Genomic DNA, 13,421 nt, shown 5'->3' with positions numbered 1-13,421 from the left:
GTGAAGTAGGTAGGGTATAAAGCACACTGCGGTTACCGCTCCCTTCACAGCATCTTCATCAAAACAAAAAGCGCCCTCAGAACGAATCTGAAGGCGCTTTTTATATATGCGCTACACTAGCGAAGCTTACTGTGCAGTGTTGCCTGTGTTGCCAGCGCCACTGGTGCGGCTGGTGGTGCGTTGCTGCTGCATGGGGTTCAGCTGCTGCTGTCTGTTCTGCTGGTATAGCTCGAAGCGCGACGGGGCCATCTGGCGCGGGTAGCTGTTGTTCGACAGGTCCGTGTCTGCGGTTTGCAGATATGGGTCCAGCACAAAGCTTACCACGGGCTTCTCTGTGATAAATACCTTCGTGATGTCGTTGTTGTCGTAGCGCCAGATCTCAGCCGGGATGTTCACGATTTCCTCCGCGCCGTCCTCATACGTCATCTTCACCACCAGAGGCATCACCAGTCCGCCCTTGTTCTGGAAGCTCACCTCGTAGAAGTTGAGGCCCGATGCCAGCGCCTGCTTTTGGTCTTCGCTCAGGTTCTTCATGAAGCTCTGGTAGCGCTGCCGGTCTGCGGCCGTGGTGGCCAGCGGGTCGTAGTTGTTGTAGAAGTCTTTCAGCTCCGGCTTGTTCTCTACCAGCGTCTTGGAGATGTCCTGCAGGTTGCGCTGCTGCGACAGGGTTTTGGGCTCGCTGTTCAGGCGCTCCCGGCGCTGGGCGTTCACAAACTCAGGGTCCTGGGCGTCAATGGTATACCATTTCACGTCGGTCAGGGCAATGTCGGTATGGTCGGTGGTATAAAACCAGCCTCTCCAGAACCAGTCCAGGTCCACGCCGGAGGCATCTTCCATGGTGCGGAAGAAGTCGGCGGGCATCGGGTGCTTGAAGGCCCAGCGGGTGGCATACTCCTTAAACGCGTAGTCGAAAAGCTCGCGGCCCATCACGGTCTCGCGCAGAATGTTTAGGGCGGTGGCGGGCTTGCCGTAGGCGTTCGGGCCAAACTGCAGCACCGACTCCGAGTTGGTCATGATCGGCACCTGCGTGTTCTTGGCGCTCTTCATATACTCCACGATGTCCTGGGGCTCGCCGCGGCGCGACGGGTAGTTGCGCTCCCATTCCTGCTCCGAGAGGTACTGCATGAAGGTGTTCAGGCCCTCATCCATCCAGGTCCACTGGCGCTCGTCGGAGTTGATGATCATGGGGAAGAAGTTGTGGCCCACTTCGTGGATGATCACCGAGATGAGGCCATACTTGATCCGGTCTGAGTAGGTGCCGTCTTCCTCGGGGCGGTAGCCGTTGAAGGAAAGCATCGGGTACTCCATACCCCCCACCGGGCCGTGCACCGAAATCGCCACCGGGTATGGGTAGTCGATGGTGCGCTTGGAGTAGGTGCGGAGGGTATGGCCCACCGCCTCTGTGGAGTACTTGCCCCACAGCGGGTTCGCCTCTTTCGGGTAGTACGACATGGCCAGCACTTTCTTGCCGCCCACGTTCACGTTCATGGCATCCCAGATAAACTTGCGGGAGCTCGCCCAGGCAAAGTCGCGCACGTTTTTAGCCGAGTATACCCAGGTGTTCTTGCCTGTGGCCTTGTTCTGCTCCGCTTTCGCGGCCTCGTCCTGCGTCACGATCACTACCGGCGACTCGCTTTTGGCGGCCTCGGCCCAGCGCTTTTGCTGCGTGGAAGACAACACCTGGTTGGCGTTCTGCAGTTCGCCGGTGGCGCCCACCACGTGGTCGGCCGGAACGGTGATGCTCACTTTGTAGTCGCCAAAAGGCAGGGCAAACTCGCCGTTGCCCAGAAATTGCTTGTGCTGCCAGCCGTTCACGTCGTCGTACACAGCCATGCGCGGAAACCACTGTGCCATCTCATACAGGTAGTTGCCGTCTTTCGGGAAGTACTCATACCCAGAGCGGCCACCCAGGGCTTTCTGGTCGTTGATATTGTTCTTCCAGTCCACGTTGAAGGTGAAGCTCTGGTTTGGCTTGAGGGGGGAGGGCAAATCGACACGCATCATGGTGTTGTTGACGGTATACTTCAGGGCCTTTCCGCCGCGGTCGGTTACCTTGCTGATTTTAAAGCCGCCGTCAAACTCCTCGCGCGTGAGGTACTCCACCGCCTGCAGCGACATTTTGTCGTTCAGGTTACCCGTTTTGGTCAGGTTGCTCATGGAGTTTGGCTCGAAGATGTTCTGGTCGAGCTGCACCCACAGGTAGCTCAGCGCGTCCGGCGAGTTGTTGGTATAGGTCACGGTCTCGGAGCCGGTGATGGCCTGGTTCTGGTCGTCAAGCTCCACTTTGATGTTGTAATCGGCGCGCTGCTGCCAGTACTGGTGGCCGGGTGCGCCCGATGCGGAGCGGTAGGTGTTGGGGGTAGGGAGCTCTTGCCCCAGCTGGGCAAACTTGGTGTCTTGTGCCAGCGCCACCATCGGCCCTGCGGCCAGGCCCACCAGCGCCAAACCTGCTAAAAGGTTTCTCATAAGGTGTCAGGTAAGTTAGTTATGGTATAAGGAGTAAGTTGAGGTATAAAGTTCAGGCATAGTTGTTTGAACGCTAAAAGATATTGGTTTTCAGCATCAAAACCAAGGAAATGCCCACCGCCGCGCTTGAAAGCACTAAAATCCAGTCGCGCTTCTTGGTATGGAACACGTTCATCACCACGGCCCCGGCCACCAGGAGCAGCAGCACAATCAGCAGTTGTCCCAGCTCGATGCCGATGTTAAAGGCCAGCAGCTGCTGCCATTTGCTGCTCCGCCCCAGCATCGCCCCCAGGAAATTAGAGAAGCCCATGCCGTGTATCAGCCCAAAAAGCACCGCCATCAGGTTGTGCACCGACAGGATGGTGGGCTGCCTGGACGCGGCGCCATTCAGCTTGAAAAAATTGGAGAGGCTGGTGAGCAGGATAGTGACCGGAATGAGGAACTCGATCAAGGCAGCGTCGAACCGGATGATGTGGAAGGTGGCGAGGGCCAGCGTGATGGAGTGCCCGATCGTGAAGGAGGTAACCAGCGCGATGACCTTGCGCCAGTCGCTGAAGGTATAAATTGCGCTCAGGGCCAGCAAAAACAGCATATGGTCGTATGCCCTGAAATCGAAGATGTGGTGAAAGCCTAGCGTGATGTAGGTCTGGAAAACAGAAGACACGATGGGAGTCAGGTTTGGGTGATGCAGTGTAAGCAGGCAAATTAAGGCTTTGCCGAATGACTTGCAAACCTGTCGGCAAGGCCTTTCTTGTGCAGAAAATGCAACGCGCATGAACGAGATACCGCAATTTTGCTTACTTTGAGTTAGCGTAACCCCATGTCAGGTTCTGAGAGGGGTGCTGCTCGTGTACATTCCTCATCCATAAACCAGCAAAATAAAGCATGAACTATTTCCGAAACCATACCCCGCGTACCCTGGCAAGAACAGCGGCGGCAGGTATGATGAGTTTGACCCTGGCGCTTTCCGCCTGCAACTCCAACACCACAGACACCGCAGCCTCTGAAGAAGAAGCCACGGAATCCCAAACCGAAAACGACGCAACCGCTATGGTATATGTAGGCACCTACGCCGACGCAGGCAACGAAAGCATTTTTTTATACCGCCTGCACCCTGAAACCGGGGAGCTGACCCGCGTGAACGGCTATAAAGGCGGCGCGAACCCTTCGTTCCTCACCCTAAACGAGCAGCGGACCCACCTGTATGCTGTGAACGAAACCGGCGATTACGAGGGCCAGCAGAGCGGGGCCGTCAGCGCCTTCTCCGTAGACCAGCAAACCGGCAACCTGACCCTGCTTAACCAGGTCGCCTCCAAAGGCGGCGCTCCCTGCTATATCTCGGTTGGCGACGGGGGCAAAACGGTTATGGTGGCAAACTATATGGGCGGAAACGTGGCGGCCTTCCAGGTGCAGGACAACGGCACTTTGTCGGAGGCGACGGATGTGGCGCAGCACAAAGGCACCGGCCCCAACAAAAACCGCCAGGAGGCGCCGCATGCCCACTACATGGCCCCAAGCCCGGACAACCAGTATGCGTTTGGCGTTGACCTGGGCGTGGATAAGATTTACAGCTACCGCCTGGATGCCGGCAAAGGCACTTTAACGCCGGCCGAACCAGCCGTGGCTTTCGCCACAAAGCCGGGCGCGGGCCCACGGCAAATGGCGTTTCACCCGAACGGGAAGTATGCCTTCGTGATTAATGAGCTGAACTCGACCATGACAGCGCTCGCTTATAATAGCGATAACGGCACTTTTACCGAGATCCAGACACTGCCCACCATACCCGCAGACTTTAAAGAGAACAACCAGCCTGCCGCAGTGCGGGTGTCGCCGGACGGTAAATTCCTGTATGGCTCCAACCGCGGGCACAACAGCATCGTGGTGTACAGCATCGACGAAGGCACCGGCAAAATAGCGCACGTGGAGAACGTTGACTGCGGCGGCGACTGGCCCCGCGACATGACCATCGACCTGACCGGCAATATCCTGCTGGTGGCCAACGAGCGCGCCAACAACATTACCTCCTTTAAAATAGACAAGGCCACCGGCAAACTGACGGACACTGGCAACAAGGCAGAGCTGCCCAAGCCTGTGTGTGTGCAGGTGGTGCCGAGCTTTAACTAGGTATGGAAGGACACGAGTGGCCAGACTCAGGGTTTCATTGAAAGCCAGGACAGAAAATGTGCCTGGTACTGACTAATTTAAGCAAAATCGCGTCAGCCAATCGGCTGACGCGATTGTTTTTAGGGGAGTATGGGTATGGGGAAGCAGCGAGGCTAACATCCCCGGAAGTGCCGCGTATGAGAAAGCTTCTCAGCTGACCCGAGCCATGGTATTCAAAGACAACTATTCTGCTAAACTGCACCGGCCCTTAAAAGTGGCACTGGCAGGCCTGAGCCACGACCACGTAACCGGCGCCCTGGATCGGCTGTCGGAAACGGACGTGGTCTTGGTGGGCATTGCCGAAGCGAATCAGGAACTGGTGCAGCGCTTCCGGAGGAGCTACGAATTGCCGGAAACACTTTTTTACAAGGATTTGCCCACACTTTTAGAGCACGAGAAACCGGACGTAGTACTGGCCTACAATGCTATCGCGGAGCATATAAAAGTGGTGGAGGCCTGCGCTCTGCTGGGTGTGCACGTGATGGTGGAAAAGCCCCTGGCAACTACGCTAAAAGATGCCGAATATATGGCTAACCTGGCCCGCAAACACAAGATCCACCTGCTCACCAACTATGAGACTACCTGGTACCCGAGCAACCAGGAGTTGTATATTATGGCGGCGCACCAGATAGCGGTCGGGGAGATCCGGAAGATGATCGTGCATGACGGCAATGTCGGCCCGAAAGAGCGCGGCTGCTCCGGCGAGTTCCTGCACTGGCTGACAGACCCGGTTCAAAACGGCGGGGGAGCGATCATGGATTTCGGGTGCTACGGTGCCAACCTGATGACCTGGCTAATGCAGGGGCAGGAGCCTTTGGCCGTAACAGCCATCACGCGCCAGCTAAAGCCAACGGTATACCCGGAGGTGGACGACGATGCCACCATCATACTGGAGTATCCGCAGGCCACCGGCATCATCGAAGCCTCCTGGAACTGGCCCTATGATATCAAAGACCTCGAGGTTTTTGGCCAGACCGGCTACCTGCAAGCAGTCAACCACGGCACATTGCGCAGCAGGAAGGAGACAGACGTAGCGTTCCGGTTGCACAGCGTGGAGCCGCTGTCCAGCCCATACCAGGACTATATCTCATACCTCGCCGCTGTGGTGCGGGGCGAGCTCGTGCCGGGTCAGGACCTGTCTTCGCTGGAAAACAACCTCACCGTGATGCGGATTCTGGATGCGGCCCGGCAGTCGGCCCGGAAGGGGAAAAGGATAACGCTCGCTTAACCTCAGGGTGATGCTTGGATGTGAGGTGTGATGCGCTGCTGAGTAGAATGATATGGAAGTTATTGGTAACTTTACGATAAGAAATGTCCTGCGGGATGGGCATTATGGAGGGAGATATTAGCCGCAAACTACTTGGCTGATGCCGGTGGGAAGTTCGCTCAGATTAGCCCCGGACAATACTGGTCCCAATAGGTGGCCATAAGTTTGTCTTCTTTTGGGGGAAAGGCCTTGCCTAAGCTTGGAGTAGGGGTAAACTCCCCGAACACAGCGCCATTGTCTGTGGCATAAAAGTCAATCCGCACAAAGATGCCGTAAGCACTGCTCAGCTTTTTGGCGTCTGTCATGATCTCCGGAAGGCAAAGCGGCGGCGGCTGTGAAGGCGCTTGCTGATACTTTACTGCTGTGTTGGGTAGCATGTTCCAGTCCTTGTCATAACAGCTGGTTGCACCGGTTGTTGAGCTGATGCGGTTAATCACGTCAATAAGCGCTACCTCTCCATCGAATAAGAATATTTTGTAATCATCCGGGATCCTGTAAATTCCTTTTTCGTCTCTGACGAACTCTTCGACCAAAAACTCCATGTGTGGGTTTTGGGCCAGGGCTAATGTAAGCTGCTCTTTCAGTGCATCTGGGGTATAACTGCGCTTGTCCATCAGGTTCAGCGAATTCTTCATCAGGTATACATTGCGGCAGGAATGGCCGATAGAGGGCCGTATCACATAGTGCTCGGGCAGGCCGTTGAAGTTCAATCTGCTGACATCTTTGCCACGCCAGTATAAGTCGGGTACCCGGCAGCCGTGCATCCGGGCAAACTCGCGGGCATTGTGCTTGTTACTCAACTTGCGTTGCCAATGCACCACGTCCTTCCATTTTTCGATAGGATCATCTGCTCTCATGGGCGTGTTTCGGATGGCTTCAGCACCGGGGGTGTTCCAGAAAGTGCGGTGCCTGTACCGTATGCGCCTTTCAAACTCATTTTTGTTGATGCCTGTATTGTCTTTTATTATTCTGACAAGTGGCCATAAACCTTTTTTAAGATCCTGTAACATACAAAGCTTGTTTTTTTAGAGGCATACAAATGGCGAGAATTAGGCAGATTTACGCCATTTCGGAGGGTATGTTTTAATATTTTGTTAGAATTATTCTAAATTAATTAAAGGGTTTTTATCGGAAGTTCATGTTGTTTCGAGTAGATCTACAGCGCAGGCAATTCCTCATCTTTGCCACCTAAAACAATCGGGCCACCCTATATAGAGTGGCCCGCTTACGTTACCGATTGCCCTTTGGCAGGCAGCTATATTACCGGATCACGAGCTTCTGAGTCAGCAGGCTGTTTGCGGTAGCCACGCGCACGATGTAGGTGCCGGGCTTCAGGCCATCTGTCGGAAGGGTGGCGGCAGACTGGCGCAGGGGCTGCTGCAGCACAGTTCTTCCCATCAGGCCCGTCACCGTGAGGGTGGCTTCCTGTCCCTCTGGCAGGCCGGTGGCCGTTACTTCCACCTGGCCACCGTGGGCCGGGTTAGGGTATAGGCGCAGGGCCAGTGCCTGATCAGCGCCCACCGTCACGGCGCGCACGGGCAGGAGCGAGGCGGTGCCGTCGTGGTCCACCTGGCGCAGGCGGTAGTAGGAGGTGCCCGCCAGCGGGCTGGCGTCGGTATAGCCATAGTCGGAGCGGCTGGATGCGTTGCCCATACCCTGCACGCGGGCCACTTCGCTGAAGTCGATGCCGTCGGCGCTGCGCTCCACGGCGAAGAAGTCGCTGTCGCGCTCCTGGGCGGTGGCCCAGTTGAGCTGCACGGTGTTGCCTTTGGTCACGTTGGCCGCAAAGTGCAGCAGCTCCACTGGCATCGGGGAATTGTCTCTTGGCGATTCTACTCCCATCGGAGAGAAAGAGGTGATGCCCGGGCGCGAAATAGAATAATATGTTTTGCCGTCGGTACCCGTTGAGGAAGTTGCAAAACCAGAGGAATACTCATCCCAGGCACCGTTTTCGTAGTGCATGATGTGGCAATTGTCAGGGTCAAAACTCGTCAGCATATCGGCCGCAGGCCAGGTTAGGGTTAAGGTAATGTCTGATCCGCCTTTTACATCCTCGCTCACCACCCAGGATTTGTTTAGGGTATACTCCGTGCGTATATCACCGGTAGGCGCATCGCTTGCGTCGTAGGCGTCGTAAGTGCCGTCAACCAGTCCCACACTAAACACATCGTCCTGTGCGCCTGTGGCAAGCTTGATCTTCACGGGGCTATAGGCAGTCGCGCTGCGCCCAACGGGCAGGTTTACCTCTTCGCCTGCCTTCAGTGCTTTGCGCAAGCGGCCATTCCCTGTTACCATGATATAGCTACTGGCCGAGCCGTTTTCGATCGTCGCACCCTCGCCTAACTCCAGGTCGTAGTTGCCTAAGTCGAGCTTGCCGTTCTGCAAGTTTAAGTTGCCTTTGATCTTAAGTGACTTCGTCAGGCGATTGCTGTTTCCGGTGTTAAAAATGACTTTGCCAAACTCCACTCCCTCCGTAATGTCGGCCGGGGCGTTGCGCTCAAAAATAACGGTGCTCAACTGGCTCAATGTCCCGAAAGTGGGAATGGTCGAGGCGTCTACTTTAAGCGTGGCATAGTTCATAATATCAATCAAGCCCGCTCCTGCAAGGGTTTTACCGTTGGTGACAACAAGTGTAACCGGTTTAACATTGTTTCCGAGCACAATTTTGGTGCCCGTGCCCTGCACCGACCAGCTCTTATCAAGTGACAGCGTGGCGCCAGAGGTATAGTTTGTGATGTAGAATGTCTGGTTTGCGGCCGTGAAGTTAAGCGGGGGCAGCCCAGCTCCGCTTGCTTTAGATCCCCAACTGTTTACATCGGTAAGCTTGGTTGCGGAGGCGGCCTTGTTGTAGTATACGCTAGGCTCGGGAGTGTTTACGGCCACATCATCTACGATGACATCAACTTTTCCGCTGAAATCATTCACTTCAAACCCTAGTTTATATATCCCGTTGGTTGTTGGGGTAAACGTATGGGACTTCAGCGAACTGGTTCTGCTCGTGCCATAACTGGTAACCAGCACCTTTTGGCCCAGGCTGTTCTTCACAAAGAACCGCATCGCGGCATTTTGGGCGTTTTCATACATAAACGTAATCGTGTAGGATACACCGGCGTAAAGGGTGATTTCAGGTGAAAAAGCTGTAGCCCGTTCCCCGGACACGAACTTGCCTGAGTTTGATTTTTTTGAGATTTGTACGTTATCCAGCATGCTCCACGCTTCGCCTGAATTGGAGTAGCGAGACCAGCTTCCGGCAACAGTCGTGTCGTTAGAAAATGTAGGATTGCTGCTAAAGACCTCACTGAATACGATTCTGGACTGTGCGAGCGCCTGCCCTGCCAGGCACTGGAGGAACGACAGAATACAGGCTGTGTAGATTGCTTTGGAGAATGCTTTTTTCATTTGTTTATTCAAGCTGGAATTATTCAGAATAGTCAGGTCGTCTTATTTAATGCCGTTAAAGTTCAGCATCGCGGAGAAAGCCGAGGGATGCCGTGCCTTTCAGTGCAGCAACAGTACAAAGGTAGTATACATAAATTAAAATATATAAATATTTTCGATTTGGTTTTGATTTTTATCTATTTTGGTTTTTGTAAATCTTTGCTAGGTTATATCTATCTCTAAGTAGTATGGCTTTTTATTGAATTTGTATGCAATAAGTGATAAAATAAAAAGGTTGTAAAAATTATATATTCAATGGTAGCTATACCTCTTTTTGCACCTTTCAATAGCCTGGGCTTGGAAAAGTAATCCCGAAACCCGGTAAAAAATAAAAAGCGCTACCCCAACCGGGATAGCGCTTTTTCAGCTAAACTTAACTCTTTACTTATTGCTTGTCGGTGGGCAGCTCGATGGCAATGTTGTTAAAACGAATCTGGCCATTGTCCATCACGGCTTCCACCACGGCGTCTTTGCTGATTTGACCGGACAGGATTTCCTTCGACAGCTCGTTAAGCACCTGGCGCTGGATGACGCGCTTCAGCGGACGGGCACCAAACTGCGGATCAAAACCCTGGTCTCCCAGGTAATCCAGCACTTCGTCGGTGGCTATCAACTGGATGCCGCTGTCCTCGAGGCGCTGCTGGATGTGGTGGAACTGGATACTCACGATCTTGCGTAAATCGCCCCGACTCAGCGGACGGAACATCACCAGCTCGTCGATGCGGTTGAGGAACTCAGGCCGCACGGACTTCTTCAGCAAGTCAAACACCTCTTCCTTAGTGCGCTCAATCACTTCCTCCTTATTATACTCCTCCATCTGCTCAAAATTACTCTGGATGATGGTAGAGCCGATGTTGGAGGTCATGATGATGATGGTGTTCTTGAAGTTCACCACGCGGCCCTTACTGTCGGTCAGGCGGCCGTCGTCGAGCACCTGCAGCAGGATGTTGAACACGTCCGGGTGCGCTTTCTCGATCTCATCCAGCAGTACCACCGAGTAGGGCTTGCGGCGCACAGCCTCCGTCAGCTGCCCGCCCTCGTCGTAGCCCACATACCCCGGAGGCGCCCCGATCATGCGGCTTACGGCGTGGCGCTCCTGGTACTCGCTCATGTCGATGCGCACCAGCGCGTTCTCGTCGTTGAAGAGGTAGTCGGCCAGCGCCTTGGCAAGCTCCGTTTTACCTACCCCCGTTGTGCCGAGGAAGATGAACGAGCCGATCGGCCGCTTGGGGTCCTGCATTCCGGCGCGGCTGCGGCGCACTGCATCCGAAATAGCCTCGATGGCCTCTTCCTGACCCGCCACGCGCTTGCCCAGTTCCTGCTCCAGGTTCAGGAGCTTTTCGCGGTCGCTCTGCAGCATCTTGCTGACAGGTATACCTGTCCATTTAGCCACGATCTCGCCAATGTCTTCGGCAGTTACCTCTTCCTGCAGCATCGGGTTTTCGCCCTGCATCTGGTGCACTTGCTCTTTCAGGTTTTTCAGGTTTTCCTCTGCCTCCTGTATCTTGCCGTACCGCAGCTCCGCCACGCGGCCATAGTCGCCGGAGCGCTCGGCCTGCTCAGCCTCCAGTTTATAGTTCTCGATGCTTTCCTTCGCCTTCTGGATACCCTCGATGATCTGCTTCTCATTCTGCCACTTGGCCTTCAGGTCATCGCGCTTGCCAGACAGGTCCGCTATTTCTTTGGAGAGCACGGTTTCCTTGTCCTTGTCGTTCTCGCGGCGGATGGCCTCGCGCTCAATCTCGAGTTGCATGATGCGGCGCTGCAGCTCATCCAGCTCTACCGGAAGCGAGTCAATCTCGATGCGCAGCTTTGCCGCCGCCTCGTCCATCAGGTCGATGGCCTTGTCTGGCAGAAAGCGGTCGGTGATGTAGCGGTTAGACAGCTCTACCGCCGCAATGATCGCGTCGTCTTTGATGCGCACCCCATGATGCACCTCGTACTTGTCTTTGATGCCGCGCAGAATGGAAATGGCATCAGCCACATTCGGCTCATCCACCATCACCGCCTGGAAACGGCGCTCCAGCGCTTTATCCTTCTCAATATATTTCTGATACTCCTTCAGGGTAGTCGCGCCGATGGCATGGAGCTCGCCACGGGCCAGGGCCGGTTTCAGCAGGTTGGCGGCATCCATGGCGCTCTCGCCCCCGGCGCCCGCGCCAATCAGGGTATGGATTTCGTCGATGAACAGGATGATGTCGCCCTCAGCGTCGGTTACTTCCTTGATCACGGCCTTCAGGCGCTCTTCAAACTCGCCTTTATACTTGGCACCTGCCACCAGCAGGCCCATGTCGAGGCTCATCAGCGTTTTGTTTTTCAGGTTCTCCGGCACATCGCCGTTAACCATGCGTTGCGCCAGGCCTTCCACAATGGCGGTTTTACCCACGCCGGGCTCACCCAGCAGCACGGGGTTGTTTTTGGTGCGGCGACTCAGGATCTGGAGCACGCGCCGGATTTCCTCGTCGCGGCCAATCACCGGGTCTATTTTGCCGGAGCGGGCCATCTCGTTCAGGTCGCGGGCATAGCGCTTCAGCGAGTTATACTTCGCCTCGGCGTTCTGGTCGGTTACCTTGGCACCGCCGCGCAACTCTTTAATGGCTTTCTTGAGGTCTTTTTCGTTGAAACCCACATCTTTCATCAGGCCCGCCACCTTGTCGCGGCCAGCCAGCAAGCCCAGCAGCACATGCTCCACAGCCACGTACTCATCGCCAAACTCTTTGAGGTAAGCGGTGGCTTTCTGAAGCGCCGCATTGGCATCGTTTGCTATGTATGGGCCTCCGCCTCCGGTAACTTTCGGGTATGCGGCCACGGTTTCGTTTAGCTTGCTGTGCAGAATGTTGCCGTTGATGTTCAGTTTCTGCAGCAGGAAGTTGGTTACGTTCTCGTCGGTTTCCAGAATGGCCTTCAGAATATGGCCGGTTTCAATCGCCTGCTGCTGATTGCCCCCTGCTATCTCAGTGGCCTTCTGGATGGCCTCCTGCGCTTTTATGGTATAGTTGTTAAAGTTCATCGTGTTGCTCGTTTTCTATAGTTTTACTGTTGCTATCCATTCATTCAACTTACGAGCCAGTGGTACTTTAAGGTGGTTTTTATGTAATTTTGTCAGGATAATGGTATAGTAATGGATGTTAATGAGACAGAATGGCAGGCAGATGAATGCTGACCTCACAGCGTCTGAAAGACCTGTGAGTGTCTCGCAGGAACCACGGCTATCGGGGCAGACACTCACAGACGCGGAAGACACTCACAGGTTTTGCAAACACTGTGAGGTCTTTTTGATTGACGGGGATGGCAGTTATTTTTCTGAACAATCAGACATCTTTTTTAAACACCGCCGCATAGTGATCAGCCAGGCGCGTGGGTTCCGGCAACTTGTGTTTCAGGGCGCAGTGCAAGGCGATGGCGGTGGCTGACGCCAGGTCCATGAGATGCCCCGCCGAAACGAAGACAGGCTTTACCTTGTCCTTTGTGCGCAGCACGTTCGCGATGACCTCATCTTTATATACCAGGGGTGCCAAAGCGCCTTTGGTTGGCGCGGGTTCGGTATACCTGCCCACCAGCACTTTCTTGGCAACGCCCATGGTGGGTTTGTTCAGGTGCAGACCCAGGTGCGTGGCGATGCCGAGGCGACGCGGGTGCGAAATGCCGTGCCCGTCCACCATGATCAGGTCGGGTTGCTGTTGCAGTTTCGCGTAAGCCTTCAGCAGGTTAGGGGCTTCCCGGAAAGCCAGGAAACCGGGGATGTAGGGCAGTTCCACCGGGCCATGGTGCCATACCTTCTCCACCACATCCAAGGCGGGGTATGTCAGGAGCACAAACACCGACAGAATCGTGTCTTCACCGATAAAAGAGGAGTCGCAGCCTGCGATGAGCTTGAGCTCGAAATCGGGTTTTTGCAAGATGATGCGCGCTTGCATCTGTTGCTGTAAGGCTGTGAGTTCCTGGAGTACCTTCGGGTCGGGAGGGGGAGCGTCGAATCTTCTGTAATAAGCCATTTGCTTTATTTTTGAATAACTGAATTTGAATGGGTATAGGAGTTACGCATACGTGCTTTTTCATTCAGTAATTCAAAATTCAGTCTTCTAAA

At 54.7% G+C, this 13,421-nt stretch carries 8 protein-coding genes; 2 read left to right on the top strand and 6 right to left on the bottom strand.

Features of this window, described 5'->3' with window-relative positions:
- Positions 1–126: 126 nt before the first annotated feature.
- A complete protein-coding gene (locus MKJ04_RS11970; protein ID WP_241641876.1) occupies positions 127–2,466 on the bottom strand; it encodes a M1 family metallopeptidase in 2,340 nt (779 codons plus the stop codon).
- A 73-nt stretch (positions 2,467–2,539) separates the two neighbouring features.
- On the bottom strand, positions 2,540–3,130 hold the full coding sequence (locus tag MKJ04_RS11965) for a HupE/UreJ family protein (protein WP_241641875.1): 591 nt from the start codon (positions 3,128–3,130) through the stop codon (positions 2,540–2,542).
- Between the two features lie 221 nt (positions 3,131–3,351).
- Here MKJ04_RS11965 and MKJ04_RS11960 point away from each other — a divergent pair, with 221 nt between their 5' ends.
- Both MKJ04_RS11960 and MKJ04_RS11955 read left to right on the top strand, forming a co-directional pair.
- Positions 3,352–4,590, top strand: coding sequence for a lactonase family protein (locus MKJ04_RS11960; protein ID WP_241641874.1), 1,239 nt, complete (start codon positions 3,352–3,354; stop codon positions 4,588–4,590).
- A 205-nt stretch (positions 4,591–4,795) separates the two neighbouring features.
- A complete protein-coding gene (locus MKJ04_RS11955; protein ID WP_241641873.1) occupies positions 4,796–5,857 on the top strand; it encodes a Gfo/Idh/MocA family protein in 1,062 nt (353 codons plus the stop codon).
- A 158-nt stretch (positions 5,858–6,015) separates the two neighbouring features.
- On the opposite strand, the gene MKJ04_RS11950 is transcribed toward MKJ04_RS11955, so the two are convergent.
- The 4 genes from MKJ04_RS11950 to nfi all read right to left on the bottom strand — a co-directional run bounded on the left by MKJ04_RS11950 (position 6,016) and on the right by nfi (position 13,329).
- Positions 6,016–6,906, bottom strand: coding sequence for an ATP-grasp fold amidoligase family protein (locus tag MKJ04_RS11950; RefSeq protein WP_241641872.1), 891 nt, complete (start codon positions 6,904–6,906; stop codon positions 6,016–6,018).
- A 250-nt stretch (positions 6,907–7,156) separates the two neighbouring features.
- A complete protein-coding gene (locus tag MKJ04_RS11945; protein ID WP_241641871.1) occupies positions 7,157–9,295 on the bottom strand; it encodes a T9SS type A sorting domain-containing protein in 2,139 nt (712 codons plus the stop codon).
- 424 nt (positions 9,296–9,719) lie between these two features.
- Entirely contained in the window at positions 9,720–12,344 is a 2,625-nt protein-coding gene (clpB, locus tag MKJ04_RS11940; RefSeq protein ID WP_241641870.1) for an ATP-dependent chaperone ClpB, read from the bottom strand.
- Between the two features lie 301 nt (positions 12,345–12,645).
- Positions 12,646–13,329 carry a deoxyribonuclease V gene (gene nfi / locus MKJ04_RS11935; RefSeq protein WP_241641869.1) on the bottom strand — a complete coding sequence of 228 codons (684 nt, stop codon included), beginning with the start codon at positions 13,327–13,329 and terminating at the stop codon, positions 12,646–12,648.
- Positions 13,330–13,421 lie beyond the last annotated feature (92 nt).

This window comes from Pontibacter sp. E15-1, assembly GCF_022601975.1.
GTDB lineage: Bacteria > Bacteroidota > Bacteroidia > Cytophagales > Hymenobacteraceae > Pontibacter.
This window is presented reverse-complemented; position numbering and strand designations above follow the sequence as displayed.

Bases quoted from the DNA above. Each gene is read 5' to 3' on its own strand.
- MKJ04_RS11970 (WP_241641876.1), bottom strand. From the start codon at position 2,466: ATGAGAAACCTTTTAGCAGGTTTGGCGCTGGTGGGCCTGGCCGCAGGG.
- MKJ04_RS11960 (WP_241641874.1), top strand. From the start codon at position 3,352: ATGAACTATTTCCGAAACCATACCCCGCGTACCCTGGCAAGAACAGCG.
- MKJ04_RS11955 (WP_241641873.1), top strand. From the start codon at position 4,796: ATGGTATTCAAAGACAACTATTCTGCTAAACTGCACCGGCCCTTAAAA.
- MKJ04_RS11950 (WP_241641872.1), bottom strand. From the start codon at position 6,906: ATGTTACAGGATCTTAAAAAAGGTTTATGGCCACTTGTCAGAATAATA.
- MKJ04_RS11945 (WP_241641871.1), bottom strand. From the start codon at position 9,295: ATGAAAAAAGCATTCTCCAAAGCAATCTACACAGCCTGTATTCTGTCG.
- clpB (WP_241641870.1), bottom strand. From the start codon at position 12,344: ATGAACTTTAACAACTATACCATAAAAGCGCAGGAGGCCATCCAGAAG.
- nfi (WP_241641869.1), bottom strand. From the start codon at position 13,329: ATGGCTTATTACAGAAGATTCGACGCTCCCCCTCCCGACCCGAAGGTA.